Raw genomic sequence first — 25,564 nt, 5'->3', positions numbered from 1 at the left:
AAAGTTGAAGGGCGTTATCATGAGCATTCAGGACAAGGTCATCGCCATCATTGCCGAACAGGCCGTGCTGGAACCTTCGGATGTCACGGTTGACAGCACGCTCGAGGATCTGGGCATCGACAGCCTGGCCCTGGTCGAAAGCATCTTCGCGATCGAGGAAGCCTTCGACATCACGATCCCCTTCAACGCCAACGAACCCGAGAAATCCGATTTCGACATCTCCTCGGTCGCGGCCATCATCGCCGGGATCGAAAAACTGGTGGCCGAGCGGGACAGCGCGTGAACCGGGTCGTCATCACCGGCGCAGGCACGATCAACGCACTTGGGCATGATGTGCCCGAAACCCTGGCGGCCATGCGCGAGGGGCGATGCGGTATCGGCCAGCTTGAATTTCGCGACGTGGAACGTCTGTCGATCCAGATCGGCGGCCAGATCAAGGGCTTCGAGGCCGAAGGCCATTTCAACCGCCAGCAGATGACGCTTTATGACCGGTTCACCCAGTTTACCCTGATGGCCGCGCGCGAGGCGATCGGACAGTCCGGGCTGGAATTCAGCGGCGATCTGGCCAATCGGGCCGGCGTCGTACTGGGCACGGCCGGGGGCGGGGTCAGCACATGGGATGACAATTACCGCGCCGTCTACGAGGAAGGGAAGAACCGTGTGCATCCCTTCGTGGTGCCCAAGCTGATGATGAATGCGGCCGCCTCGCATGTGTCGATGGAATACAACCTGCGCGGCCCCAGTTTCACGGTATCGACCGCCTGCGCCTCGTCGAACCACGCCATGGCGCAGGCCTTCCAGATGGTGCGCACGGGCATGAGCCCGGTGATGATCACCGGCGGATCGGAATCCATGCTGTGCTTCGGCGGCATCAAGGCTTGGGAAGGCTTGCGCGTCATGTCCAAGGACGCCTGCCGCCCGTTTTCGGCCAATCGCAACGGCATGGTGCAGGGCGAAGGGGCGGGGATCTTCGTCTTCGAGGATTTCGAACATGCCCGCGCGCGCGGGGCGCAGATCCTGGCCGAAGTCGCGGGATTTGCGATGTCATCCGATGCCGCCGATATCGTCATGCCCTCCAAGCAGGGGGCGGCGCGCGCGATATCGGGTGCGCTGCGCGATGCCGGGATCTCGGCGGACAAGGTCGGGTATATCAACGCCCATGGCACCGGCACCGCCGCCAATGACAAGACGGAATGCGCCGCGGTGGCCGATGTCTTCGGCCCGCATGCGGACCGGCTGATGATCTCGTCCACCAAGTCGATGCACGGGCATCTGATCGGCGCCACAGGGGCGGTGGAACTGCTGGCCTGCATCATGGCCCTGCGCGACGGGGTAATCGCGCCCACGATCGGCTACGAGGAATTCGATCCCGAATGCGCGCTGGATGTTGTCCCGAACGAGGCGCGCGAGGCAAAGGTGGAAGTGGCCCTGTCCAATGCCTTCGCCTTCGGCGGGCTGAACGCGGTTCTGGCCCTGCGCCGCATCTGAGGCGGCCGCGCCACGCAAAAGGCCGCCCTTTGCGGGGCGGCCTTGTTGGTCATCGCCAATTGGCCCGACATCATTCGGTGGGGACGGTCACCTTGTCGAACCCTGCCGTGAAACCCGACAGCGACAGCTTGACCTCGACACGCTCGTCAGGGGCCACGAAGGGCACAAGCGTCACGGTCGCCGAGGCGCCGCGCTTGTAGGATGCGATATCCTCGGCGGTCAGACCGATCCGCGCATAGCATCCCTGACGGTCACAGACCGAGAAAGGATAGCGCTTGGGCTGCGCGCCATCGACGGTGATGGTCAATTGCGCGGTCAGCAGCGTCTCCAGCGGCACCGCAACCAGCGCACCGGCCACGGCCTGTCCACCGGCCGGCAGCTTGAAGATCCGCATGTTCGACACCTGGTTCCCCTCGCCATCGGTCATGGTCTGGAACAGCTGGCAAGGCTCTTCGCCTTCTTCCAGCTTCAGGCATTCCAGCGACCAGTCACCGGACACCTCGCGGATATAGGGCTGGCCGACCTGCGGGCCGTCCTGCACCGTCTCGCCCATGGCCAGACCCTGGTCCGCCGGGGCGGCAGGGGTCTGGGTGGTGTCCTGGGCATGGGCCGGGCTGACCAAGGCCAGCGCCGCGATAAGGGAAATTCCTGTCAAAATTCTGGGCATGTGGTCCCGTCCTGTTTCTGAAAGCCGTGTTGCCGGGGCTCTATCATGCCCACTCGGCATTGTCAGTGCGGAACTACGCGACACGCCGCGTCAACCGACATTAGGGCGAAAACCTGCCCATCGCGACCAACATGAAGATAGCAACACAACCATAGGATACAAAAAAGAAAAAGGAGCCTAACGGCCCCTTCTTCCTATTTTTTTCTCCCCGTCGGACTGGCCGACTTAGTCATTGCCGTCACGCTAATTTGAATTCTTCCATCGGTCAACAGGCAAGCGTTCACAATTCTGACTTGATCGGAAAAAAGGCCGCATCCGGGGATGCGGCCAGTCTGACAGGGAGGAAAAGCCCCAAACCGCAAGGAAAGCGACGCGGGGCAGGTTTCACTATGGCGGAAGAAAGTTAAGAATGTATCTTCAGAGCGAAACGCGACACAGCGCGTGCAAGCAAGGCAACAGTGACAGGGGGCAGGGCATGGAAGATGCGATTTTTATTGGTGGCGGGGGTGAAGGCTATGCCGAAAAGCAATGGCTGCTGTTGCGCTATGCCAATCGGCACGGGTTGATCGCGGGGGCGACCGGGACCGGCAAGACCGTGACCCTGCAGATCCTGGCCGAAAGCTTTTCCGCCGCGGGCGTGCCCGTCTTCATGTCGGACGTGAAAGGCGATCTGTCGGGGCTGGCCATGCCGGGTGATCCGGCGGGCAAGCTGCACCAGCCCTTCAGCGAACGTGCGGTCAAGATCGGTTTTGACGATTTCGCCTATGGCGCCTTTCCCGTTGCCTTCTGGGACATGTTCGGCCAGCAGGGGCATCCCGTGCGCACCACCGTGGCCGAGATGGGCCCGCTGCTGCTCAGCCGGCTGCTGGAACTGACCGAGGCGCAGGAAGGGATCCTGAACATCGCGTTCCGCCTTGCCGATGAACAGGGCATGGCCCTGCTGGATCTGAAGGATCTTCAGGCCTTTCTGGTCTGGCTGGGCGAGAACCGGAACGAGGTGTCTCTGCGCTATGGCAATATCGCCGTCGCATCGGTGGGTGCGATCCAGCGCCGCCTGATGGTGCTGGAAAACCAGGGCGGCACGCATTTTTTCGGAGAGCCCGCGCTGGAACTGGCGGATCTGATGCGCTGCGATGCGGATGGGCGCGGCATGGTCAATATCCTGGCCGCCGACAAGCTGATGCAAAGCCCGCGCCTTTATGCAACCTTCCTGCTGTGGCTGCTGTCGGAACTGTTCGAAACCCTGCCCGAGGTAGGCGACCCGGACAAACCCAAGCTGGTCTTCTTCTTCGACGAGGCGCATCTGCTGTTCAATGATGCGCCCAAGGCCCTGGTTGAAAAGGTCGAACAGGTGGCCCGCCTGATCCGCTCCAAGGGGGTCGGCGTCTATTTCATCACCCAAAGCCCCGGCGATGTGCCGGACACGATCCTGGGTCAGTTGGGCAACCGGGTGCAGCATGCGCTGCGCGCGTTCACCGGCAAGGACCAGCAGGAACTGCGCCGCGCCGCGATGACCTATCGCACCAATCCGCGGTTCGATACCGAACAGGCCATCCGCGAGGTCGGCGTGGGCGAGGCTGTCACCTCGATGCTTGAGAAAAAGGGCATTCCCGGCATGGTCGAGCGGACGCTGATCCGGCCGCCATCCTCGCAGATCGGCCCTGTCACCGCTGCGGAACGCACGGCGCTGATCCGCACATCGGACCTGTTCGGCAAATATGAGACCCCGCTGGATCGCGATTCCGCCTATGAGGCGCTGAAACGCATCGCCGAAGACGCCGCGCGCGAGGCCGAAGAGGCCGCCGCCGCCGAAGCCCGCGCCGCCGAGGAAGAGCGCGAGTTCAAGGCCGCACGACGTTACCAAGCCGACGCGCCCGCCAGCCGCAGCCGCAGCACATCCTCACGCAGCCGCACCCGCGAACCCGAGGGCTTTGGCGAGGCTTTGGGCAATGCCGTGATCAAGGAGCTGAAAGGCACGACAGGGCGCCGCATCGTGCGCGGCATCCTGGGCAGCCTGTTTCGCGGGCGCTGACCCGAAAGCATCCATGAACAAGGCCCGCGCAGAGCGATCCGCGCGGGCCTTTTGATTGCGGTGGGTGCCCCTTACTTTTCGGGGATCAGACCACGCGGGCTGAAACGCAGCACCAGAAGCAGGATCAGCCCCATGGTGAACAGACGCATATGGGCGGCACTGTCCATCAGATGCGCCTTGAGCGCCCCATCCGCCATGCCCGACGTCAGCGTGCCAATCAGCCACAGGCCGATCGGTTCCACCTGCACCCAGAGGAACCAGATCAGGAAACCGCCCAGGACCGAGCCGAAGTTGTTGCCCGACCCGCCCACGATCACCATCACCCAGACAAGGAAAGTGAAGCGCAGCGGCTGATAGGTGCCGGGGGTCAGCTGCCCGTCCAGCGTGGTCATCATCGCACCGGCGATGCCGCAGATGGCCGACCCCAGGATGAAGACCTGCAGATGGCGGCGCGTGACATCCTTGCCCATGGCTTCGGCGGCCACTTCATTGTCGCGGATCGCGCGCATCATCCGGCCCCAGGGGGAATTCAGCGCCTTCTGCGCCATCCACAGCAGGATGATCAGCACCACCGCGAACAGTACCGCATATTCCAGCTTTACATAGATGGTCGAAGCCGTGACCGCATCCATGCCGAAACTGGCCGCGCGTTCCACGAATTCGGGATCGCGCTGCAGATCGACCTCAAGCGGGACGGGGCGGGGCAGGCCGATCACGTTCTTGACCCCGCGCGCCAGCCAGTCCTCGTTCTTCATCACGGCGATGATGATCTCGGCGATGCCCAGCGTCGCAATGGCCAGGTAGTCCGAGCGCAGGCCAAGCGCCGTCTTGCCGATCACCCAGGCCACACCCGCCGCCAGCAACCCGCCCACGGGCCAGGCCATCAGGATCGGCAGGCCCAGACCGCCGATGTTTCCGGTCGATGCCGGGTTGATCGCCTCGACCGCCGACACAGCAGGATCGAAGACCGCCCGGTAAAGAAAGAAACCGACAATCAGGATCGCCAGGACCGCAAGGCTGCGCACGCGCCCCTTGGGCAGACGCGCCCAGGCCATGACAGCCGCCACGATCGTGGCCGCCCCCATCAGAAGGCCCAGCACGATCCCGTAACCGCCAGCGGCCCATGCACCTTCCGTGGGCGGCATGGCGATCAGCACGGTGGCAAGGCCACCAAGGGCCACGAAGCCCATGATGCCGACGTTGAAAAGCCCGGCAAAGCCCCATTGCAGGTTGACCCCTAGCGCCATGATCGCGCTGATCAGCCCCATGTTCAGGATCAGCAGCGCCGTATTCCAGCTTTGCATGATGCCCGTGATCACGATCAGCAGGGCGACCAGGGCAAAGAGGCCGGTGTTCTTGACCATCGCGTTCATACCGATTTCCCCTTGAACAGGCCCGTCGGGCGGAACAGCAGCACGACCAGCAGGATGATGAAGCTGACCGCGAACTTGTAGTCGGTGGACAGAAGCTGCACCAACCCGTCAGGCCCCATGCCGTCGGGCAGCACATAGACGATGACCTTCTTCCAGGCATAGGTGATCGTCACCTCGGAAAAGGCGATCACGAAGCCCCCGGCGATCGCGCCGACCGGGCTGCCAAGACCGCCCACGATGGCGCTGGCGAAAATCGGCAGCAACAGCTGGAAATAGGTGAAGGCCTTGAAGCTCTTGTCCAGACCGTAAAGCGTGCCCGCAACCGTCGCCAGCGCGGCAACGATCACCCAGGTCACCAGCACAACGCGTTCCGGGTTGATGCCCGACAGCAGCGCCAGATCCTCGTTGTCGGAATAGGCACGCATGGATTTGCCGGTCCGGGTCTTGTTGAGGAACCAGAACAGCAGCGCCACGACCACCACGGCGGTGATCACGGTGATGCCCGTCGAGGTGCGGATCGCCAGACCTTCCTGAAGGCCCGTCAGTTCACGGAAAGTGCGCGCAGAGATGATGAAACGCTCGCCATCCGAAAAGTTGTGATCGTCCGGCCCGATGATGAAACGCACGACACCGTTCATGATGAACATCACACCCATCGAGACGATCACCAGGATCACGGGCTTGGCCTTTTGCGTGCGGTAGAAACGATAGACCGCCCGGTCCGTCAGCAGCACGAAGGCCGCACAGCCCGCGATGCCGAAGGGCAGGGCCAGAAGCGCCGTGGGCAGAACGCCCAGGCTGATGCCCCAGGCCTGGAACAGCCAGGTGATCAGGATCGTGACCATGGTGCCGAAGGCCATCGTGTCGCCATGGGCGAAGTTCGAGAACCGCAGGATGCCATAGATCAGCGTCACGCCAAGCGCGCCAAGCGCCAGCTGGCTGCCATAGGCAATGGCCGGGATGATGACGAAATTCGCCAGCGTGATGAATGCGTTGAGAAGATCCATGCCTCAGCCCCCCAGGAACGATCTGCGGACCTCGGGATCGGCCATCAGGGCCTTGCCGGTGTCGGTGAAGGCATTGCGCCCCTGCACGAGGACATAACCCTTGTCCGCGATCTCGAGCGCCTGACGCGCGTTCTGTTCGACCATCAGGATCGGAATGCCGGTGCGTGCCACTTCGATGATGCGATCGAACAACTCGTCCATCACGATGGGGCTGACACCTGCCGTGGGCTCGTCCAGCATCAGGACCTTGGGTCGCGTCATCAGGGCACGGCCGACGGCCACCTGCTGACGCTGCCCGCCCGACAACTCACCCGCCGGCTGGCGGCGCTTTTCCTTGAGGATGGGGAACAGGTCATAGACCTGGGCCATCGTGTCGCGGAAATCGTCGGTGCGGATGAAGGCGCCCATTTCAATGTTCTCTTCGACCGTCATCGAGGTGAAGATGTTATGCGTCTGGGGCACGAAGCCCATGCCCTTGATCACCCGGTCCTGCGGCGTCAGCGTGGTGATATCCTCGCCATCCAGCAGCACCCGCCCCGAGCGCACGTCCAGCATGCCGAACACGGCCTTCATCGCCGTCGACTTGCCCGCGCCATTGGGGCCAACGATCACGGCGATTTCGCCGCGATCCACCGCGATGGTGCAGTCATGCAGGATGTCGGGGCCCTTGCCATAGCCGCCGGTCATGCTTTCGCCGATTAGAAAGGGGGTATCGGGGGCGGCAGTGACGGGGCCGCTCTTGCGGCGCACTTCGGCCGTGCCCTGTCCGCCCGGATTGGTGATCGAGCGGTCCTTGTTGCCGCGATCATCCTGATAGGGGTTGCTGTTGCTCATGCGCCCACCTTGTCCTTGTTCTTCAGACCGGTCCCGAGGTAGGCCTCGATCACCTGTTCGTTGGCCTTGATCTCGGCCAGGGTGCCCTCGGCCAGAACCTTGCCTTCGGCCATGCAGATCACCGGATCACACAGGCGACCGATGAAATCCATGTCATGTTCGATGACCACGAACGTATAGCCGCGTTCCTTGTTCAACTGGATGATCGCATCGCCGATCGTGTTCAGCAGCGTCCGGTTCACGCCCGCGCCGACCTCGTCCAGAAAAACGATCTTGGCGTCGACCATCATGGTGCGACCCAGTTCCAGCAGCTTTTTCTGACCGCCTGAAATCTGGCTGGCCTTCTGTTCGGCCAGGTGGCTGATGGTCAGGAATTCCAGCACTTCATCGGCCTTGGCGCGCAGGGCGCGTTCCTCGTCCGCGATGCGCTTGCGGCCGAACCATGTGTTCCACAATGTCTCGCCCGACTGGTTGCCCGGCACCATCATCAGGTTCTCGCGGCAGGTCATCGATCCGAATTCATGTGCGATCTGAAAGGTGCGCAGCAGGCCCTTGTGAAACAGGTCATGCGGAGCAAGACCCGTGATATCCTCGCCCAGCATGGTGACCTTGCCGGATGTCGGCTTAAGGACGCCCGCGATCACATTGAAAAGTGTGGTCTTTCCCGCTCCGTTGGGGCCAATCAACCCGGTGATCGCGCCCTGCGCGATCTCGAGCGAGGCACCGTCGACGGCACGGAAACCGCCAAACGTCTTCACGACGTTGTCGACCTTTATCATACCTTTTCCCCCGGCACTGTTGTTGCGGCGTGCCTTTATCTTATGCAAACGGCGCGGGGGAAGCCCCCGCGCCGCAGGTTGTCGCAACGTCAGATCAACGGAAGTTCACGGTCTCGATCTTGCCGTCCTTGATCTCGATCTCGCGGTAGTTGCCCGCGGATTCGCCGGGTCCGATCAGTTCGACGGCGGTTGCGCCGACATAGTCGATGTCGCCACCGGCCTTGATGATCTCGATCGCCTTCGCCAGTTCGCCGGGGAAGATTTCCTCGCCCGGTGCGTTGGCCAGATCCATGATGTGATCCTTGAAGTCGGCCGAAGCGGACGAACCGGCCTTCTGCATCGCCAGCATGATCAGCGCCGCCGCGTCATAGCTTTCGGGCGCGAAAGCCGAGGTGCCTTCGAAGCCGGCTTCAGCAGCCATCTTCTGGAACATTTCGGCGCCTGCGCTGTCGGTACCGGGGAACTGGCCGAACGAGCCGGTCAGACCCGAACCGATATCGTCGACCAGCTGCTGGCCAACCATGCCGTCGGGCAGAACGAAGGTGTCGAAGGCACCCGAGTCGAGGCTGGCCTGGATGATGCCCTTGCCGCCCTGGTCGGTATAACCGGCCACGACCAGAACCTCGCCACCGGCGGATGCCAACGCCGCGACTTCGGCAGAGTAGTCGGCCTTACCGTCTTCATGGCTGGCATTGATGGTCACGGTGCCGCCGGCTGCGGTGAAGGCCGCAGCGAAGGCGTCGGCCAGACCCTTGCCGTAGTCGTTGTTGGTATAGGTCAGCGCCACGGATTTGATGCCGCGATCCATGATGACTTCGGTCATCACGACGCCCTGACGCGCATCCGACGGTGCGGTGCGGAAGAACAGGCCATCATCTTCTGCGGTCGACAGACCCGGCGAGGTGGCCGAGGGCGACACCATCACGATACCGTTGGGACGCGCGACGTTCTGCAGGATCGCACCGGTCACACCCGAGCAGTCGGCGCCCATGATCGCGGCCACGTTCTCGGAGGTCACAAGACGCTCTGCTGCGGCGGTGGCTGCACCGGCGTCGATGCAGGTCGAAATCGCCGCGTACTGCCGTGACAGTCGCGCCATCCAGCAGCGTGCCTGCGGCGTTGACTTCGGCGATCGCCAATTCGGCGCCAGCGGCCATGTTCGGCGTGATCGATTCAAGCGGGCCGGTGAAGCCCAGAATGACACCGATCTTGATCTCCTGTGCCGACGCGGCACCGACCATGAGGGCGGAAGCGGCGGTGGCCAAAAGCAGTTTTTTCATTTTTTTCTCCCATATTGGAACCAAACTCCAGCGCGCAGGTTATTTGCTCTTTGATCAAAAGAAAAGCGCAATACGCTCAGGGCGATCACGCGAATGCGACTTTTCGTGCCTTCTCCGGGCCCTGCGCACGCAGGTGTTTCGTGCTAGATCTGACCACGCCCCACATGCCGTTGCGTCACCCCTGACAAGAGGCCAAACACGAGGAGAAGCGCCATGAAACTCCGGTTGCAGTTACCCGCGATCATGATCGCGCTCGTCGCCGGTTTCGGCATGACATGTCCCGCCCATGCCCTGGACAGCCAGGGGCGCGCCCTTGACGTATCGGTCATGGCAGAGGGGTTCGAGACACCCTGGTCCATCGGGTTTCTGCCGGATGGCGGAACACTTGTGACCGAACGCGAAGGGCGCTTGTGGCATATCCCGGCACAGGGGCGGCGCCAGCAGGTCAGCGGCTTGCCCGCGATCCGCGCGAACGGGCAGGGCGGTCTGCTGGATGTGCTGGTGCCCCGCGATTTTTCCCGCAGCGGCGAGATCCTGTTCAGCTTTGCCAAGCCGCAGGGCCGCGCCGAAGGCACAGCGCTGGCCGTGGCCCGGCTGTCGCGCGACCGGACGCAACTGCAGAACCTGCGGATCCTGTTCGAGATGGCACCAGGTTCCGCCGGCCCGCGCCATTTCGGCGGTCGCATCGTCGAAGGGCGGGACGGCACGATTTTCCTGACCATCGGGGATCGCGGCGATGACGATGCCGCACAGGACCTGTCGCGCCACAACGGCAAGATCATCCGCATCAATCGCGATGGATCGGTTCCCGCCGACAATCCCTTCGTGAACCAACAAGGTGCGCAGCCCGAAATCTGGTCATGGGGGCATCGCAACCCGCAGGGCGCGACACTGGACGCGGCGGGCCAGCTCTGGATCAACGAACATGGTGCGCGCGGCGGCGACGAGGTGAACCGCGTGCAGCGCGGCGCGAATTACGGCTGGCCCGTCATTTCCTACGGGCGGCATTATTCCGGTCTGAAAATAGGCGAGGGCACGGCCAAACCCGGCATGGAACAGCCGGTGATGTATTGGGACCCTTCCATCGCGCCATCGGGCATGGCTGTCCTTGAGGCCGGGCGCGGGGGGCCGGGCCAGTCCGGCGACATGCTGGTCGGCTCGCTCAAGTTCGACTACATCGCGCGGCTTTCGGGCAGTCCGCTGCGCGAGGTCGAACAGATCAAGGGCCGCGAAACCGAGCGTGTGCGCGACATCCGGCAAGCGCCGGACGGTTCGGTCTGGTTCATCAGCGAAGCACGCGGCACCGTCTACCGCATCGCGCCCTGAGCCTGAGGCGCGATCAGATCGACAGACGTGTGGCGTGGCTGCCGCGTTCGCGGTAGGGCGTGGTGTCGTAATGCGCCCTGTAGCATTTCGAGAAATGCGAGGGCGAGGCAAAGCCGCAGGCCAGCGCCACGTTGATCACGCTCATATCCGTCTGCATCAGCAGGTTGCGCGCCTTCTGCAGCCGCAATTCCATGTAATAGCGCTTGGGGCTGCGCGTCAGGTAACGGCGGAACAGCCGCTCCAGCTGCCGGGTCGACATGCCCACGTCGCGCGCCAGGATCGAGGGGCTTATCGGCTCTTCGATATGGCTTTCCATCATCTGGATCACCCGGCTGAGCTTGGGGTGACGCACTCCAATTCGCGTGGGCACCGACAGGCGCTGCGTGTCCTGATCGGTCCGGATCGAGGAATAGATGAACTGATCGGCGACCAGATTGGCGACATCCTCGCCATGATCATTCGCGATAAGCTTGAGCATCAGGTCGATCGACGATGTGCCGCCCGCGGTGCTGAAGCGGTTGCCGTCGATCACGAAGACCGATTTGGTCAACTCGACCTCCTCGAATTCCTCGGCGAAACTGTCCTGGTTCTCCCAGTGGATGGTGGCGCGCTTGCCGTCCAGCAACCCGGCCTTGGCCAGCGCATAGCTGGCCGTGCAAAGCCCGCCCAGAAGCATGCCCTTGCGTGCCTCGCGGCGCAGCCAGGAAATCACCTTTTTCGTGGTCGATTTCTGCACATCCACACCACCGCAGACGACGACCACGTCATCGCGCGTCAGTTCGATCAGGTCGCCATCCAGCTGAAACTCGGTGCCCGCCGAACAACGCATGCGGGTGCCGCCTTCGCCGACCAGCATCCAGCTGTAAGCGGTCCGTTCCAGCATCCGGTTGGCGATGCGCAGGCTTTCCAGCGCCGAGGCAAAGCTCAGAAGCGTGAAATTATCCAGCAATACGAAAACGAAACGCCGCGGTGCCGTTGCGGTAAGGGGGTCTTTGGCCAACTGGCGTGGCGAGGGCATCGGGAACGCTCCATGATCTTTGCATCGTAATTGAACAGGTTTGTAGGTCATCATCAAGGGTCGCCACGGTCTGAACACGCGCATTTACGCCAAAACGCGACCCTTTCGCGTCGCCAAATCACTTCAGGGTGAAAATCGGTTGTGGCATGCGCCCCGTGGCTTTTGTATAGAAGCCGCACTGAACGGCTTTGGCGGAGAGACAGACATGAGCGAGTGGCAGAAAACCGATTGGCGCAACCGCCCCCGGATCCAGATGCCCGACTATACCGCCAATGCTGCCCTGGCAGCGGTCGAGGCGCAGTTGTCCAAGTATCCGCCGCTCGTGTTCGCCGGAGAGGCGCGCAAGCTGAAAGCCGTGCTGGGCGAAGCCGCGCGCGGCGAAGCCTTCCTGCTGCAGGGCGGCGATTGCGCCGAAAGCTTTGAACAGTTCAGCGCGAATGCGATCCGCGACACCTTCAAGGTGATGTTGCAGATGGCGATGGTACTGACCTATGGCGCCAAGGTGCCGGTGGTGAAGGTGGGCCGCATGGCGGGCCAGTTCGCCAAGCCGCGTTCGGCCCCGACCGAGGTGATCGACGGGGTGGAACTGCCGTCTTACCGTGGTGACATCATCAACGATCTGGCCGCCACGCCTGAGGCGCGCAAGCCCGACCCGCAGCGCATGCTGCAGGCCTATCTGCAGGCGGCCGCCACGCTGAACCTGCTGCGCGCCTTCTCGACCGGCGGTTATGCGGATGTGCATCAGGTCCATAGCTGGACGCTGGGCTTCACCGAGGGAGAAAAGGCCGCGAAATACCGCGACATGGCCAACCGGATCAGCGACACGCTGGATTTCATCAAGGCGGCGGGCATCGACAGCAAAATGGCGCATACGCTGCAGACAGTCGATTTCTACACCAGCCACGAGGCACTTCTGCTGGAATACGAAGAGGCGCTGACCCGGCTTGACACAACCTCGGGCAAGTGGCTGGCGGGGTCGGGTCACATGATCTGGATCGGCGACCGCACCCGGCAGCCCGATGGCGCCCATGTGGAGTTCTGCCGCGGCGTGCTGAACCCGATCGGGTTGAAATGCGGCCCCTCGATGACCTCGGAAGACCTCAAGATCCTGATGGCCAAGCTGAACCCGAAGAACGAGGCCGGTCGCCTGACGCTGATAGCGCGTTTCGGCGCGGGCAAGGTGGGTGAACACCTGCCGCGCCTGATCAAGACGGTCCGGGACGAGGGCGCGAATGTCCTGTGGGTTTGCGACCCGATGCATGGCAACACGATCAAGTCCTCCAGCGGGTACAAGACGCGGCCCTTCGATGCGGTGCTGCGCGAGGTGCGCGAGTTCTTCGCCGTCCACAAGGCCGAGGGCACGATCCCCGGCGGCGTGCATTTCGAGATGACCGGCCAGGACGTGACCGAATGCACCGGCGGCCTGCGCGCGGTCAGCGACGAGGATCTGTCAGATCGCTACCACACCGCCTGTGATCCGCGCCTGAACGCCAGCCAGTCGCTGGAACTGGCCTTCCTCGTGGCCGAGGAACTGTCCAGCCTGCGCGCAGATCGCCAGGCGCAGGCGGCTGTCTGACAGCCAGCCTCTGACGACAGCGGCACAGATGAATGGATGACGGCAGGCCCCTGGCCTGCCGTTTTCATTGACCTCAGCGATCCGTGCGGACCAGCCGCAGGTAATCGACGCGGCGCGGCGCCGCGGGGGTAAATCGCGCAGGTGTTTCCGCAAACCCATGTTCGGCTGCACTGTCCGCAGTCTGGGGTGCTGACTGTGGCGCAGACTGTGGCGCAGACTGTGGCCACTGGCGGGCGGCATCCGCCGCAACAAGCGGACGCAGAAGCCGTGCCGTGATCGCGAAACGGCGCGGGGCGCGCCCGACACCGCCCTGACTGTCCAGACATCCCAGGATCCGGGTGATCCGGTCAAAGGAATCCGTCATCGGCAGCAAAAGCAGTCGCGCCTCCAGCGCGGGCTTGCCGATCCCTGTCTCGGCCTGCAGCGAGAGCGTGGCGATGCTTGGCGTGGTGCAGACCTCTTCGAGTGCCGATGCCAGATCGATACGCGCCTCGGGCGCGAAAAACGCGCTCAGCGGCATGCCGCGCACCTCTATGCCCAGCAGATCGGACAGATGCCCCCCCGCGATGCGCAGCCGCGCGACGCCGGGCGCCACCTGTTCCAGGATGAAGGCATATTCCAGGGCGCGCTCGATGCCGCGAGGATCGACCTCTGACCTGTCCGGCACCAGCCGCGCGCCGCGCAGGGCGTCCCAATAGGCCTCGACCTGGGCGATATGGGGAAAACGCGCGGCGGGACGGTGGCTGCTCATCGCGATCACATTGTTGTCCTGGCCCTTTGCGGGCGCGGTGTAGTCGTTGCGCATGACAATCGTTCCTGCCCGGCAAACGCCGGTTCGGGTTGCCCCTGACTGCAGCAGCGTGGACGGAACAGGTCTTGCGCGATGATGCAGCCGGGAAGGTTACTGTTGTCTTAACATGCCATGAATTTCCGAAAATCGGATGCGATTTCACAACATGTGGTTAACCTCTGCCGGACCGGACCGCGGGATGAGATGTCGCGGCTCGGGCGCGGTGCTGGCCCGGCGCGTGCTTGCTGTTTCAGGCCGAAACGGCTAGGGGATCGACCGGATGACCGCAGACGCGGAAGACGCAGACCGGGGGAGATGCCAGCGTGATAGAGTCGATGACCGGATTCGCCACGGCCAAGGGGGCGGCACTGGGCGCCAGCTGGGCCTGGGACATGCGCAGCGTGAATGGCAAGGGGCTGGACCTGCGCCTGCGCGTGCCGGACTGGATCGACGAGCTGGAAGCGCGGCTTCGCGCCCGGGTGACCGCAGCCGTGGGGCGCGGAAACGTCACCCTGAACCTGCGCCTTGCACGCGACGAAGGGCAGGCCGAACTGGCCGTCAATCCCGCCGGTCTGAATGCCGTCATCGCGGCCATGGCGCAGGTCGAGGCCGAAGCGATGGAAGCGGGCCTGTCCCTGGCCCCCGCGACCGCCGCCGATATCCTGAACCTGCGCGGTGTGCTGGAAATCCGCAGCCTTGATGCCCAGACCGGCCCGCTGCTCGAGGCGCTGGTCGCGGATTTCGAAACGGTCCTGGCCGATTTCCTTGACATGCGCCGCACCGAAGGCCGCGCCCTGCAGACGGTGATCACGGCGCAGCTGGCGCAGATCACGGCGCTGGTCGACCAGATCGCCGCCGCGACCGAGGCGCGGGCCGCCGAGATGGCCCAGAGCCTGCGCACGAACCTTGCCCGCGTGCTGGACAATGGCGCGGGCGTCGATCCGAGCCGCGTCGCCCAGGAACTGGCGCTGATCGCGGTCAAGGCGGATGTGACCGAAGAGGTGGACCGCCTGCGCGCCCATGTGACGGCGGCGCAGGACCTGCTGGGCGCGCCCGAGCCCGTGGGCCGCAAGCTGGATTTCCTGATGCAGGAATTCAACCGCGAGGCCAACACCCTGTGCTCCAAATCGCAGCACAAGGCATTGACGCGGATCGGGCTGGACCTGAAAACCGTGATCGACCAGATGCGCGAGCAGGTCCAGAACATCCAGTAAGGCCAGGGCAGGAAAGACAAGACGATGGAACACAGACGCGGGCTTCTGATCATCCTGTCCTCGCCTTCGGGCGCGGGCAAGTCCACATTGGCGCGGCGCCTGCGCGACTGGGATCCCTCGATCCGCTTCTCGGTTTCGGCCACGACGCGGCCCCCGCGCCCCGGCGAGGAACATGGCCGCGAATACTATTTCCACAGCCGCGCGGAATTCGAGCAGATGGTCGCGCGCGACGAGATGCTGGAACATGCCGAGGTCTTCGGCAATTTCTACGGCAGCCCCAAGGGCCCCGTCGCCGCCGCGATCGAGGCGGGTCAGGACGTGCTGTTCGATATCGATTGGCAGGGTGGCCAGCAGGTGCGCAATTCAAGCCTTGGCAAGCATGTGCTGTCGATCTTCATCCTGCCCCCCTCGATCCCCGAACTGGAACGGCGCCTGCGCTCGCGCGGGCAGGACAGCGACGAGGTGATCGACAACCGCATGACCAAGTCGCGCGACGAGATCAGCCATTGGCCGGAATATGATTTCGTGCTGGTCAATGACGATCTGGACGCAACCTTCGACCGGCTCAAGACCATCGTCAGCGCCGAACGGCTGCGCCTGTCGCAGCAGCCCGGACTGGTCGATACCGTTCGCCGTCTCAACAAGGAATTCGAGGACCGCACATGACGCTTTACACCCTTGACGGAATCGCCCCGCAACTGCCCGAGGACGGGGATTTCTGGATTGCACCCGATGCGAACGTGATCGGCAATGTCGTGCTGGAAAGCGGCGCCTCGGTCTGGTTCGGCGCGACGCTGCGCGGCGACAACGAAGAGATCCGGATCGGCGCGGGCAGCAATGTGCAGGAAAACACGGTGATGCATACCGACATGGGCTATCCGCTGACCATCGGCGTGAATTGCACGATCGGGCACAAGGCCATGCTGCATGGCTGCACCATCGGCGACAACAGCCTGATCGGCATGGGCGCCACCGTGCTGAACGGCGCGAAGATCGGCAGGAACTGCCTGATCGGGGCAGGGGCCCTGATCACCGAGGGCAAGGAGATCCCCGAAGGATCGCTGGTCATGGGTACGCCGGGCAAGGTGGTGCGCCAGCTGGACGCGGCCGCGATCGAAGGTCTGCGCCGCTCGGCGTTGGGCTACCAGGCCAATATGCGCCGCTTTGCAAAGGGTCTGGCGCCGCTTTGATGGCCGCTGCCGGATGCCTCCGGCGGGGATATTTCAGGCAAGAAGAAACCGCAATGACGGCCGCGACGGCACCGCTTGCCGCTGGCTTGCGCCTGTGTCACTTCTGTCGCACCAAGAAGAGAGACACCCCATGAAGAATTCCAAGGGATCCCTGATCCGCCCCGTTCCTCTGCCCGACAGCATCAGCCGCCCGGTGGTCACACCGCTGAGCCCCTCTGTCGTCTATGCCTCGGACACGCCAGACGATCTGGACGCGCAATACGAGGGCCGCACCTCGGGCTATACCTATGCCCGCGAAGGCCATCCCAATGCCGATGTGCTGGCGCGGCGGATCGACCTGCTGGAAGGCGGGCAAGGCGGGATCGTCACCTCTTCGGGGATGTCGGCCGTCACGGCGGTGATGATGGGCCTGCTGAAGGCGGGCGATCACGTGCTTGGGGGCGACCAGCTCTATGGCCGCTCGCTGCGCCTGATGAAACAGGACCTGCCGCGCCTGGGGATCGCCACCAGCCTGGCCGACCCCACCGATGTGGCCGCGATGGAGGCGGCGCTGCGCCCCGAGACGCGGATGATCCTGGTCGAGGTCGTGTCGAACCCGACGCTGCGCGTCGCCGATATCGAAGGGCTGGCCAGACTGTGCAAGGCCCGCGGCGTCCTGCTGGCGGTGGACAATACCTTTACCACGCCGCGCGCCTATCGGCCCTTCGACGCGGGCGCCGATATCGTGATCCATTCGGTGACCAAGCTGCTGGCAGGCCATTCGGATGTGACGCTTGGCTATGCCTGCGCCGCCGATCCGGTGCTGCAAAAGGCGATCTATGATTTCGCCGTCACCACCGGCCTGACCGCCAGCCCCTTCGATTGCTGGCTGGCCGAGCGGGGCCTTGCGACCTTCAACCTGCGCTTCGACCGGGCCGAGGCCAATGCCGTGGCGCTGGCCGATCACCTGGCGACGCTGCCGGGCGTCAAGCGCGTGCTTTACCCGATGCGCGCCGATCACCCCGACCAGGCCCGTGCCAAGGCCCTTCTGGGCGCGCGCGGCTGCAACATGGTCAGCTTCGAACTGGAAGGCGGACGCAAGGCCGCCAATGCCTTTACCCGCGCCGCCGACGGCCTGGCCTTTGCGCCGACCCTTGGCGATGTGGGCACGACCCTGTCGCACCCTGCCAGTTCCTCGCACCGCGCGCTGCCCGCAGCCGAGCGCGAGGCACTTGGCATGAGCGAAGGGTTCTTCCGGGTCTCTGTCGGGCTGGAAGAGGTGGCGCCCCTGCTCGAGGTGTTCACCCGCGCGGTCGACGCCGCCCGCGGCGCGACCTGAGCCGGGGCGCGCCGATGCCGGAGGCCACGATCAGGTCCATCCTTGACGCCGTGCCCTTGCCCGCGATCTTCGTGGGCAAGGACGACCGGATCGCAGGGCTGAACAGGAAGGCAGAGGCGCTTCTGGGGCCGGTCGAGGCGCGCCCCTTCATCACCGCCATCCGTCAGCCCGCGGTCCTGGACGCGGTCGAGGCCTGCCGCAGCCAGCGCAAGCCCGGCAGCGCGCGCTACCTGGCCAAGCAGGGCGACCAGGACGTGATCTACACCGCCCATTGCGCCATGGTCGAGGCCGGCCCCGCCAGCGGGGTTCTGATCAGCTTCGAGGATGTGACGGACCGTCAGCAGATCGGACAGATGCGGCGCGATTTCGTGGCCAATGTCAGCCACGAGCTGCGCACGCCCCTGACCGCGCTGATGGGGTTCATCGAAACCATGCAGGGACCGGCCCGCGACGATCCGGTGGCGCGGGAACGCTTTCTGGGGATCATGGCGAACGAGGCGCAGCGCATGAACCGGCTGGTGCGCGACCTGCTGTCGCTGAGCCAGGTCGAAGAGATGGAGCGCGTCCGCCCCGACACACGGCTGGACCTGTGCGATCTGCTGTCCTCGGTGCTGCGCAATCTGACGCCGCTGGCGGAAAAGGCCGGCGGCACGCTGCAGGCGCAGTTCGACGCGGGGCAGGTCTTTGTCGAAGGCGACGCCGACCAATTGCGCCAGGTCTTCGGCAACCTGGTCGAAAACGCGATCAAATACGGGGGTCGCCCGCCCGAGGTGATGCTGAAAATCACCGAGATCCCGCGCGATCCCGTCATGCGCGGACCCGCGATCTGCGCCGAGGTCATCGACAACGGGCCAGGCATCGACCCGGTGCATATTCCGCGCCTGACCGAACGGTTCTACCGGGTGGACAGCCACCGCTCGCGCGAGATGGGCGGCACCGGCCTGGGTCTTGCCATCGTCAAGCATATCGTGAACCGCCATCGCGGGCGCCTGAAGATCGACAGCCAGCCGGGGCAGGGCAGCCGCTTTACCGTCATCCTGCCGCGCATTTCCTGACCCGCAGGGTCCTGGGGCACCCGGAGAAGGGGGGCTCGCCCCCCATGATCCTGCGGATCATTCCCCCGAGGATATTTCGGGCAAGAAGAAGCGGCGCCACGTTCATCGCGGCAGAATATCATCCTCGTCCGTCTGGGTGACAAGCCATTCGCGGAAAAGACCCAGCGCGTTGTCCTGCGACTTGCTGCGCGGCCAGACAAGGAAATAGCTGCCGCGAGTCCGTGTCGGCCCGCCGAAGGCCGGCACAAGCCGCCCGGCGGCAAGATCAGGTTCGGCCAGATAGTCCGGCAGAAGGGCGATCCCCAGCCCGTGCAGCGCGGCCTGGGTGATCGTGGCGAACTGGTCATAGACGGTGCCCTGCGGCACCTCGGCGGTCACGCCATGTGACGCGAACCAGTCTGCCCAGGCGCTGGGGCGCGTTTCGATATGCAGAAGCGGCAGGGCGCGCAGATCCGCGGCCTGGCGCAGGGGGCGCCGCGCGGCCAGTTCGGGCGTGCAGACCGCCACCACGCTTTCCGTCCGCAACAGCATGTTCTCGGTGCCGGGCCAGTCGGCATTGCCGTAATGGATGGCCGCATCGAAGGCTTGCGTCGCGAAGTTGAAGGGCGCGAGCCTGGTCGCCATGTTGATCGTCACATCGGGATGCAACCGCGCGAAATCCGCCAGGCGCGGCACCAGCCAGCGCATGCCGAATGTCGGCAGGATCGCCAGATCAAGCGACCCGCCGCGCGGCTGCACACGCAGCCGGAGCGAGGCCTGGGCGATCTGCTGCAGCGCCTCGCGCACTTCGGCCACATAGGCGCGGGCAGGGGCGGTCAACACCATCCGGCGTCCCTCTCGCAGGATCAGCGGCACGCCCATCTGCGCCTCGAGCGTCTGCAATTGACGACTGACGGCGCTTTGGGTCAGAGACAGCTCTTCGGCCACGGCCGTGGCGCTGCCCAGACGGTCAAAGGCTTCGAGCGCGCGCAGCGAGGCGATGGAAGGCAGGAAACGGCGCGGGGCGATCATTTATGCGAAATACTCATGCTGTGATGCAAAACTATCGTTTCAACACACCCTGATTATGCTGTAACTTGATGGCGAACAAGTCTGGCGCGCGCCAAAAACTCATGATCGGCATGATCGACACCGCCCGCGCCACCCATCTTCAGGAGGACCCCATGAACGAGATGAGCCGCCCCGCACCGAAATTGCGCGCCAAGGATGCCCCCGACCTGGGACAGTTCGACTGGGCAGATCCGTTCCGCCTGGACGAGCAACTGACCGAAGAAGAGCGCATGATGCGCGACAGCGCGCATGCCTATGCGCAGGAAAAGCTGCAGCCGCGTGTTCTCAAGGCCTTTGCCGAGGAGCATACCGATCCCGAGATTTTCCGCGAGATGGGCGAGATGGGGCTTCTGGGCGTCACCACCCCCGAGGAATACGGCGGGCTGGGCGCGGGCTATGTCTCTTACGGGCTGGTCGCGCGCGAGGTGGAGCGGGTCGATTCGGGCTACCGGTCGATGATGTCGGTGCAGTCCAGCCTTGTGATGTACCCGATCTATGCCTACGGGTCCGAGGAACAGCGCCAGAAATACCTGCCCAAGCTGGCCAGCGGCGAGTGGATCGGTTGCTTCGGCCTGACCGAACCGGATGCCGGATCGGATCCCGCCGGCATGAAGACCCGCGCGGTCAAGACCGCCAATGGCTATGTGCTGACCGGCTCGAAGATGTGGATCTCCAACGCGCCCATCGCCGATGTCTTCGTGGTCTGGGCCAAGTCCGAGGCCCATGGCGGCAAGATCCGGGGCTTCGTGCTGGAAAAGGGCATGAAGGGCCTGAGCGCGCCGAAGATCGGCAACAAGATGTCCTTGCGCGCCTCGATCACCGGCGAGATCGTGATGGACAACGTGGAAGTTGGCGAGGATGCGCTGCTGCCGCATGTCGAAGGTCTGAAAGGGCCCTTCGGCTGTCTGAACCGCGCGCGCTACGGGATCAGCTGGGGTGTTCTGGGGGCGGCGGAATTCTGCTGGCACGCGGCACGCCAATACGGCCTGGACCGGCACCAGTTCAAGCGTCCGCTGGCCCAGACCCAGCTTTTCCAGAAGAAACTGGCGGACATGCAGACCGAAATCGCCCTTGGCCTTCAGGGCAGCCTGCAGGTTGGCAGACTGATGGATGCCGCCAAGGCCGCGCCCGAGATGATCAGCATCGTCAAGCGCAACAACTGCGGCAAAGCCCTTGATATTGCACGGATGTCCCGCGACATGCACGGCGGCAACGGCATCAGCCTTGAGTTCGGCGTGATCCGTCACATGGTCAACCTCGAGACGGTGAACACCTATGAGGGCGCGCATGACGTGCATGCCCTGATCCTGGGACGTGCACAGACGGGCTTGCAGGCCTTCTTCTGATCGGATCAGATGGACCACGAACAGGGGCGGCGCGCTTTGCCATGGGCAGGCGCGCCTTTTCCCGTTGAACGGCGCGCGGCAGGCGGAGGACCCCATGGACGCGGATCGGAATTTGTGGCGCGACAGCGCGAGGGAAACCTTTGAAGCGGATGTATTCACAGGGAAAACATCCGTCGATCTCTGCATTCTGGGCGGTGGTTTCACAGGCTGTTCCGCTGCGCTGACGGCGGCGCGGCAGGGCGCGTCGGTCCTGCTGCTGGAGGCTGAAACGATCGGGCATGGCGGATCGGGCCGCAATGTCGGCTTGGTGAATGCGGGGCTTTGGTTGCCGCCGCAGGCGGTCTGCGATGCGCTGGGGCAGGGCCAGGGGATGCGGCTGAACGCAGCCCTGGCAGCGGCGCCGGCGCAGGTGTTCGACCTGATCGAAACCCATGACATCGCCTGCGAACCGGTGCGCGAAGGCACCCTGCATTGCGCCCATTCCGCCAGCGGTTTCAAGGACTTGCAGGCAAGATTTGAACAGCAGAAGGCGCTTGGGGCACCCGTCACGCTGCTGGATGCCGCGCAGGCGCGGCACCGCACCGGCAGCGACCGGCCACATGGCGCGGTGCATGATGCGCGCGCGGGCACGATCCAGCCCTTGGCCTATGCCCGCGGCCTTGCCCGCGCCGCAGCGCAGCATGGCGCGCGGATCCACGAACACAGCCCGGTGACTTCGGTCGCGCAGGACGGCGGCGAATGGATCGTTACCACCGTGCAAGGCACTGTTCATGCGTCGAAAATACTGATTGCGACCAATGCCTATCATCAGCCTGTCAAGGGCGCGGACGTGCCGTCAACCACACCGGTGCATTACTTTCAGCTTGCCACCGCGCCATTGGGCCACAACCTTGCGGCGCAGGTTCTGCCGGGCGGCGAGGGATGCTGGGACACCGGAACAGTCATGACGTCCTTTCGCAAGGACCAGGCCGGGCGTCTGATCCTTGGGGCCATGGGAAAGCCTGATGCGCTGGGGCTGCATGCCGATTGGGCGCGCCGGATGCTGGCGCGTCTGTTCCCGCAAATCGGTGATGCGGCGTTCCTGCATTTCTGGTCGGGGCGGATCTCGATGACTTCGGACCATATTCCCAAGGTGATGCGGCTGGGTGGTCCGGGCTATGCGATCTTCGGCTATTCGGGACGCGGCATTGGTCCCGGAACGGTTATCGGCGCGTCGGCGGCCATGGCCTTGCTGTCGGGGGACGAGGCGCATCTGCCGCTGGATGCCGTCGACGGCTATGACGAGGCGTTCACCGGGATCAAGGGGCAGTTCTATGAACTGGCGGCCCGCATTGCACATGCAGGGGGCGCGCGGCTGGGGTGACGCAGGCAGGTGTACAACCGGCCCATCACACCAATCCTAAAATCGCATAATCAGTATTATGTTAAATATCGACATGTGACCGGAGTGGTCATCTCTTTTGATCCACCCGCAGCTTTTCCCATCGTAATGACGTCTTTTCATAGACTTACACAGCATGCCTCATGGATTTTCGGCAACTTCAGCCTGTCATGCGCGCGGCAGACTGTTTGCCCCTCTCGACATCCCGCCCGCAGCGCGGCTATCTATGGCGGCGCATCAATTCATTGACGAGGCCTCATGTCTTCCTTGCTGATCCTGAACGGCCCCAACCTGAACCTGCTTGGGACCCGTCAGCCCGAAGTCTATGGGCGCACGACGCTGGCGGACATCGAGGCGCTGTGCGCGACCGAAGCAAGCCTTTTCGGCATGACGACCGCCTTTGCGCAATCGAACCACGAAGGCCAGTTGATCGACCTGATCCATGCGGCGCGCGGCACGCATGCCGGGATCATTCTGAACGCGGGCGCCTATACGCATACATCGGTTGCATTGATGGATGCGATCTCATCCGCGGCGGTGCCTTTGGTCGAGGTGCATCTGTCCAACATCCATTCGCGCGAACCTTTCCGCCACAAGTCCTTCATCGCGCCCGTGGCGCTGGGTCAAATCTGCGGATTTGGCGCGACAGGCTATGCTCTGGCGATCCGGGCCCTTGCGGCGCATCTGGGGCTTCAACAGGATAAAGCCAACGGATGACGCTGAACGGTTATCTTGAGGCGCTTACCAATGCGCAGAGCCTGGAAGAACTCTGGGACATGCATTGCCGCAAGATGGAGGAATATGGCTTTGACCGTTTGCTCTATGCCTTCACCCGCTACCGTGTCGGCACATCGCTGGGGTCACCCGAAGACTTCGTGATCCTGACCAATCATCCCACCAGCTATGTGGAATCCTTCATCGCAGACGGGCATTACCTGCATGGCCCGATGGTGCGCTGGGTGCTGGACAATGAAGGCGCCTGCAGCTGGCGCTTCGTGTCGGACCTGATCAGAAGCGGAAACCTGACCCCGGCAGAGGTGCGCGTGATCCAGTTCAATCAGGCGCACAAGGTCCTGGCCGGCTATACGATCAGCTTCAGAACGGTGTCGCCACGGGCCAAGGGCGGCATTGCCCTGACCGCGCGGGCCGAGCTATCGCAAGATGCGGTGGATGAGACCTGGGCCCGGCATGGGCAGGACATTCTGGTGATGAACAATGTGGCGCATCTGAAGATCCTCACCCTGCCCTATACCGCGCCCGGACGCAGCCTGACGCGCCGCCAGCGCGAGGCGCTTGGCTGGGTCGGCGATGGCAAGACCACGCAAGACATCGCCGTTCTGATGGGCCTCACGCCCGCCACGGTCGAGAAGCACCTGCGCCTTGCCCGCGAGGCGCTGAACGTCGAGACGACAGCCCAGGCGGTGCTCAAGGCCGCCTTTCAGAACCAGATGTTCGTGATGGATGCCTGAGGCAGAAACCTGCAGCACGCCGCTGGAATCCTTTGATTTTCACAAACATGCCCCCTGCCCGGCGTGAAGACGTCGCGCGTCACATCAGGAACCGAAGATATACCTTCGGCAGAGCATTGATTCTCGAAATGCGGAAATTTATCTCCAAAAGGTAGGGAAATCCTGACTACCTTAACCTAGGGTAAATTTGCATTCTGGAAGAGTTCCGTGAGTGGTGGCTTTGGCCAGGGAACATCGGGACGGAACCCTGTAATATCGGGGCGCTGCGTCTCATCCGGTTTTCCGGACCGTCGGCCTGCTTGCGTATTGTTCCGCTGGTGGGTCGGCAATCTGCCCGCCTGATTCATCCCCATTGACCTGGCGGTCAAAAAAAGACGGTGCCAACCCAGTGGTGGCACCGTCGTTTTCTTTGGCCGGAGCGGGTTTTCACCCGCTCCGATTGAGTTCTGATCAGGCGCGACCGACCTTGGCGACTTCGGCGGCGAAGTCTTCTTTCTCGACCACGATGCCTTCGCCCACTTCAAGACGCAGGAAGCCGGTGATCTCGACGCCCGCTTCCTTGGCGGCCGCTTCCACGGTCAGATCGGGGTTCACGACGAAAGCCTGACCCAGCAGGGTGACTTCGGCCATGAACTTCTGCATCCGGCCCACGATCATTTTCTCGATCACGGCTTCGGGCTTGCCCGATTCGCGCGCGATGTCCATCTGGACGGTCTTTTCCTTCTCGACCACGGCGGGGTCCAGATCGGCCTGGCTCAGCGAGGCGGGGTTGGCCGCGGCGATATGCATCGCAACCTGACGACCGAATGCCTCGTTGCCGCCCTTCATGGCGACCAGAACGCCGATCTTGCCCATGCCGTCGGCAGCCGCGTTGTGCACGTAGGACACGACGGTTTCGCCTTCCAGCACGGACATGCGGCGCACCGACATGTTCTCGCCGATGGTGGCGATCTTTTCGGTCAGGACCTCTTCGACGGTCTTGCCGTTGACATGCGCGGCCTTCAGCTCTTCGACCGAGTTCACGCCGATCGCGGCCTTGGCGAAGCTGGCGACCATGGCCTGGAAATCAGCGTTCTTGCCGACGAAATCGGTTTCCGAGTTCACTTCGATGGCCACACCGCGACCACCTTCGACCAGAACGGCCACAAGACCTTCGGCGGCGGTACGGTCGGATTTCTTGGCAGCTTTCGCCAGACCCTTGGTGCGCAGCCAGTCGATCGCGGCTTCCATGTCGCCATCGGTTTCGGTCAGCGCTTTTTTCGCGTCCATCATGCCCGCGCCCGTACGGTCGCGCAGGTCTTTTACCAGTGCAGCTGTGATCGCCATCGCTCGGCTCTCCTCGGATGAATTGAAATGGATGTGCGGGCGGTC

Annotated in this window: 23 protein-coding genes and 1 pseudogene; 14 read left to right on the top strand and 10 right to left on the bottom strand. The window is 63.7% G+C overall.

Annotated elements, in window-relative coordinates:
• The first annotated feature begins 19 nt into the window (after positions 1-19).
• On the top strand, positions 20-283 hold the full coding sequence (locus ACMUJL_RS01460) for an acyl carrier protein (RefSeq protein WP_375570972.1): 264 nt from the start codon (positions 20-22) through the stop codon (positions 281-283).
• Entirely contained in the window at positions 280-1,488 is a 1,209-nt protein-coding gene (locus tag ACMUJL_RS01455) for a beta-ketoacyl-[acyl-carrier-protein] synthase family protein (RefSeq protein WP_068295208.1), read from the top strand. Before ACMUJL_RS01460 ends, ACMUJL_RS01455 begins: the two co-directional genes overlap by 4 nt.
• Before the next feature lie 70 nt (positions 1,489-1,558).
• Here ACMUJL_RS01455 and ACMUJL_RS01450 read toward each other — a convergent pair whose 3' ends face one another.
• Positions 1,559-2,155 carry an invasion associated locus B family protein gene (locus tag ACMUJL_RS01450; RefSeq protein WP_375570974.1) on the bottom strand — a complete coding sequence of 199 codons (597 nt, stop codon included), beginning with the start codon at positions 2,153-2,155 and terminating at the stop codon, positions 1,559-1,561.
• Positions 2,156-2,630: 475 nt separating this feature from the next.
• On the opposite strand from ACMUJL_RS01450, the gene ACMUJL_RS01445 reads away from it, so the two are divergent.
• Positions 2,631-4,187, top strand: coding sequence for a helicase HerA-like domain-containing protein (locus ACMUJL_RS01445; RefSeq protein WP_375570976.1), 1,557 nt, complete (start codon positions 2,631-2,633; stop codon positions 4,185-4,187).
• Positions 4,188-4,258: 71 nt separating this feature from the next.
• On the opposite strand, the gene ACMUJL_RS01440 is transcribed toward ACMUJL_RS01445, so the two are convergent.
• The 5 genes and pseudogenes from ACMUJL_RS01440 to ACMUJL_RS01420 form a co-directional block, all read right to left on the bottom strand.
• Entirely contained in the window at positions 4,259-5,560 is a 1,302-nt protein-coding gene (locus ACMUJL_RS01440; RefSeq protein WP_375570978.1) for a branched-chain amino acid ABC transporter permease, read from the bottom strand.
• Positions 5,557-6,567, bottom strand: a complete 1,011-nt coding sequence (locus ACMUJL_RS01435) for a branched-chain amino acid ABC transporter permease (protein WP_068295214.1) — start codon at positions 6,565-6,567, stop codon at positions 5,557-5,559. Before ACMUJL_RS01435 ends, ACMUJL_RS01440 begins: the two co-directional genes overlap by 4 nt.
• A gap of 3 nt (positions 6,568-6,570) precedes the next feature.
• Positions 6,571-7,401, bottom strand: a complete 831-nt coding sequence (locus ACMUJL_RS01430) for an ABC transporter ATP-binding protein (RefSeq protein WP_375570981.1) — start codon at positions 7,399-7,401, stop codon at positions 6,571-6,573.
• The gene (locus tag ACMUJL_RS01425) at positions 7,398-8,180 is read right to left on the bottom strand and encodes an ABC transporter ATP-binding protein (RefSeq protein WP_068295216.1); all 783 of its coding nucleotides are present in this window, start codon (positions 8,178-8,180) and stop codon (positions 7,398-7,400) included. Before ACMUJL_RS01425 ends, ACMUJL_RS01430 begins: the two co-directional genes overlap by 4 nt.
• A 94-nt stretch (positions 8,181-8,274) precedes the next feature.
• A pseudogene (locus ACMUJL_RS01420) lies at positions 8,275-9,460 on the bottom strand (ABC transporter substrate-binding protein).
• A 213-nt stretch (positions 9,461-9,673) separates the two neighbouring features.
• On the opposite strand from ACMUJL_RS01420, the gene ACMUJL_RS01415 reads away from it, so the two are divergent.
• The gene (locus ACMUJL_RS01415) at positions 9,674-10,786 is read left to right on the top strand and encodes a PQQ-dependent sugar dehydrogenase (RefSeq protein WP_375570984.1); all 1,113 of its coding nucleotides are present in this window, start codon (positions 9,674-9,676) and stop codon (positions 10,784-10,786) included.
• Between the two features lie 13 nt (positions 10,787-10,799).
• Here ACMUJL_RS01415 and ACMUJL_RS01410 read toward each other — a convergent pair whose 3' ends face one another.
• Positions 10,800-11,804 carry a GlxA family transcriptional regulator gene (locus ACMUJL_RS01410; protein WP_068295218.1) on the bottom strand — a complete coding sequence of 335 codons (1,005 nt, stop codon included), beginning with the start codon at positions 11,802-11,804 and terminating at the stop codon, positions 10,800-10,802.
• Between the two features lie 205 nt (positions 11,805-12,009).
• On the opposite strand from ACMUJL_RS01410, the gene ACMUJL_RS01405 reads away from it, so the two are divergent.
• On the top strand, positions 12,010-13,380 hold the full coding sequence (locus tag ACMUJL_RS01405; RefSeq protein ID WP_375570986.1) for a class II 3-deoxy-7-phosphoheptulonate synthase: 1,371 nt from the start codon (positions 12,010-12,012) through the stop codon (positions 13,378-13,380).
• A gap of 73 nt (positions 13,381-13,453) precedes the next feature.
• Here ACMUJL_RS01405 and ACMUJL_RS01400 read toward each other — a convergent pair whose 3' ends face one another.
• The gene (locus ACMUJL_RS01400) at positions 13,454-14,185 is read right to left on the bottom strand and encodes a PAS domain-containing protein (RefSeq protein WP_375570988.1); all 732 of its coding nucleotides are present in this window, start codon (positions 14,183-14,185) and stop codon (positions 13,454-13,456) included.
• Positions 14,186-14,505: 320 nt separating this feature from the next.
• Between ACMUJL_RS01400 and ACMUJL_RS01395 the strand changes: the two genes are divergently transcribed.
• From ACMUJL_RS01395 to ACMUJL_RS01375, 5 genes are all read left to right on the top strand, one after another.
• Positions 14,506-15,384: a YicC/YloC family endoribonuclease gene (locus ACMUJL_RS01395; RefSeq protein ID WP_375570990.1), complete on the top strand. Its 879-nt coding sequence runs from the start codon at positions 14,506-14,508 to the stop codon at positions 15,382-15,384.
• Positions 15,385-15,408: 24 nt separating this feature from the next.
• A complete protein-coding gene (gmk, locus tag ACMUJL_RS01390) occupies positions 15,409-16,050 on the top strand; it encodes a guanylate kinase (RefSeq protein WP_068295229.1) in 642 nt (213 codons plus the stop codon).
• On the top strand, positions 16,047-16,574 hold the full coding sequence (locus tag ACMUJL_RS01385; protein ID WP_068295231.1) for a gamma carbonic anhydrase family protein: 528 nt from the start codon (positions 16,047-16,049) through the stop codon (positions 16,572-16,574). Before gmk ends, ACMUJL_RS01385 begins: the two co-directional genes overlap by 4 nt.
• A 130-nt stretch (positions 16,575-16,704) precedes the next feature.
• Entirely contained in the window at positions 16,705-17,892 is a 1,188-nt protein-coding gene (locus ACMUJL_RS01380) for a trans-sulfuration enzyme family protein (protein WP_068295232.1), read from the top strand.
• A gap of 14 nt (positions 17,893-17,906) precedes the next feature.
• Positions 17,907-18,947: a sensor histidine kinase gene (locus ACMUJL_RS01375; RefSeq protein WP_068295233.1), complete on the top strand. Its 1,041-nt coding sequence runs from the start codon at positions 17,907-17,909 to the stop codon at positions 18,945-18,947.
• 102 nt (positions 18,948-19,049) lie between these two features.
• Here ACMUJL_RS01375 and ACMUJL_RS01370 read toward each other — a convergent pair whose 3' ends face one another.
• Positions 19,050-19,958, bottom strand: coding sequence for a LysR substrate-binding domain-containing protein (locus ACMUJL_RS01370; RefSeq protein WP_375570993.1), 909 nt, complete (start codon positions 19,956-19,958; stop codon positions 19,050-19,052).
• Positions 19,959-20,119: 161 nt separating this feature from the next.
• On the opposite strand from ACMUJL_RS01370, the gene ACMUJL_RS01365 reads away from it, so the two are divergent.
• The 4 genes from ACMUJL_RS01365 to ACMUJL_RS01350 all read left to right on the top strand — a co-directional run bounded on the left by ACMUJL_RS01365 (position 20,120) and on the right by ACMUJL_RS01350 (position 24,193).
• Entirely contained in the window at positions 20,120-21,343 is a 1,224-nt protein-coding gene (locus ACMUJL_RS01365) for an acyl-CoA dehydrogenase (RefSeq protein ID WP_068295325.1), read from the top strand.
• 94 nt (positions 21,344-21,437) lie between these two features.
• Complete coding sequence (locus tag ACMUJL_RS01360) at positions 21,438-22,706, top strand: NAD(P)/FAD-dependent oxidoreductase (protein WP_375570995.1); 1,269 nt, start codon at positions 21,438-21,440, stop codon at positions 22,704-22,706.
• A gap of 276 nt (positions 22,707-22,982) precedes the next feature.
• Entirely contained in the window at positions 22,983-23,441 is a 459-nt protein-coding gene (gene aroQ, locus ACMUJL_RS01355) for a type II 3-dehydroquinate dehydratase (protein WP_375570997.1), read from the top strand.
• Positions 23,438-24,193, top strand: coding sequence for a LuxR family transcriptional regulator (locus ACMUJL_RS01350; RefSeq protein WP_068295241.1), 756 nt, complete (start codon positions 23,438-23,440; stop codon positions 24,191-24,193). Before aroQ ends, ACMUJL_RS01350 begins: the two co-directional genes overlap by 4 nt.
• Positions 24,194-24,643: 450 nt before the next feature.
• On the opposite strand, the gene tsf is transcribed toward ACMUJL_RS01350, so the two are convergent.
• The gene (tsf, locus tag ACMUJL_RS01345) at positions 24,644-25,519 is read right to left on the bottom strand and encodes a translation elongation factor Ts (RefSeq protein WP_068295243.1); all 876 of its coding nucleotides are present in this window, start codon (positions 25,517-25,519) and stop codon (positions 24,644-24,646) included.
• Between the last annotated feature and the right edge of the window lie 45 nt (positions 25,520-25,564).

The sequence above is a fragment of the Seohaeicola sp. genome (assembly GCF_048006315.1).
In the GTDB taxonomy this organism is placed as follows: domain Bacteria; phylum Pseudomonadota; class Alphaproteobacteria; order Rhodobacterales; family Rhodobacteraceae; genus Seohaeicola.
The sequence above is the reverse complement of the archived record's forward strand: the minus strand, read 5'-3'. Positions and strand labels throughout refer to the sequence as shown.

Bases quoted from the DNA above. Each gene is read 5' to 3' on its own strand.
- ACMUJL_RS01460 (WP_375570972.1), top strand. From the start codon at position 20: ATGAGCATTCAGGACAAGGTCATCGCCATCATTGCCGAACAGGCCGTG.
- ACMUJL_RS01450 (WP_375570974.1), bottom strand. From the start codon at position 2,155: ATGCCCAGAATTTTGACAGGAATTTCCCTTATCGCGGCGCTGGCCTTG.
- ACMUJL_RS01445 (WP_375570976.1), top strand. From the start codon at position 2,631: ATGGAAGATGCGATTTTTATTGGTGGCGGGGGTGAAGGCTATGCCGAA.
- ACMUJL_RS01440 (WP_375570978.1), bottom strand. From the start codon at position 5,560: ATGAACGCGATGGTCAAGAACACCGGCCTCTTTGCCCTGGTCGCCCTG.
- ACMUJL_RS01435 (WP_068295214.1), bottom strand. From the start codon at position 6,567: ATGGATCTTCTCAACGCATTCATCACGCTGGCGAATTTCGTCATCATC.
- ACMUJL_RS01430 (WP_375570981.1), bottom strand. From the start codon at position 7,401: ATGAGCAACAGCAACCCCTATCAGGATGATCGCGGCAACAAGGACCGC.
- ACMUJL_RS01425 (WP_068295216.1), bottom strand. From the start codon at position 8,180: ATGATAAAGGTCGACAACGTCGTGAAGACGTTTGGCGGTTTCCGTGCC.
- ACMUJL_RS01415 (WP_375570984.1), top strand. From the start codon at position 9,674: ATGAAACTCCGGTTGCAGTTACCCGCGATCATGATCGCGCTCGTCGCC.
- ACMUJL_RS01410 (WP_068295218.1), bottom strand. From the start codon at position 11,804: ATGCCCTCGCCACGCCAGTTGGCCAAAGACCCCCTTACCGCAACGGCA.
- ACMUJL_RS01405 (WP_375570986.1), top strand. From the start codon at position 12,010: ATGAGCGAGTGGCAGAAAACCGATTGGCGCAACCGCCCCCGGATCCAG.
- ACMUJL_RS01400 (WP_375570988.1), bottom strand. From the start codon at position 14,185: ATGCGCAACGACTACACCGCGCCCGCAAAGGGCCAGGACAACAATGTG.
- ACMUJL_RS01395 (WP_375570990.1), top strand. From the start codon at position 14,506: ATGACCGGATTCGCCACGGCCAAGGGGGCGGCACTGGGCGCCAGCTGG.
- gmk (WP_068295229.1), top strand. From the start codon at position 15,409: ATGGAACACAGACGCGGGCTTCTGATCATCCTGTCCTCGCCTTCGGGC.
- ACMUJL_RS01385 (WP_068295231.1), top strand. From the start codon at position 16,047: ATGACGCTTTACACCCTTGACGGAATCGCCCCGCAACTGCCCGAGGAC.
- ACMUJL_RS01380 (WP_068295232.1), top strand. From the start codon at position 16,705: ATGAAGAATTCCAAGGGATCCCTGATCCGCCCCGTTCCTCTGCCCGAC.
- ACMUJL_RS01375 (WP_068295233.1), top strand. From the start codon at position 17,907: ATGCCGGAGGCCACGATCAGGTCCATCCTTGACGCCGTGCCCTTGCCC.
- ACMUJL_RS01370 (WP_375570993.1), bottom strand. From the start codon at position 19,958: ATGATCGCCCCGCGCCGTTTCCTGCCTTCCATCGCCTCGCTGCGCGCG.
- ACMUJL_RS01365 (WP_068295325.1), top strand. From the start codon at position 20,120: ATGAGCCGCCCCGCACCGAAATTGCGCGCCAAGGATGCCCCCGACCTG.
- ACMUJL_RS01360 (WP_375570995.1), top strand. From the start codon at position 21,438: ATGGACGCGGATCGGAATTTGTGGCGCGACAGCGCGAGGGAAACCTTT.
- aroQ (WP_375570997.1), top strand. From the start codon at position 22,983: ATGTCTTCCTTGCTGATCCTGAACGGCCCCAACCTGAACCTGCTTGGG.
- ACMUJL_RS01350 (WP_068295241.1), top strand. From the start codon at position 23,438: ATGACGCTGAACGGTTATCTTGAGGCGCTTACCAATGCGCAGAGCCTG.
- tsf (WP_068295243.1), bottom strand. From the start codon at position 25,519: ATGGCGATCACAGCTGCACTGGTAAAAGACCTGCGCGACCGTACGGGC.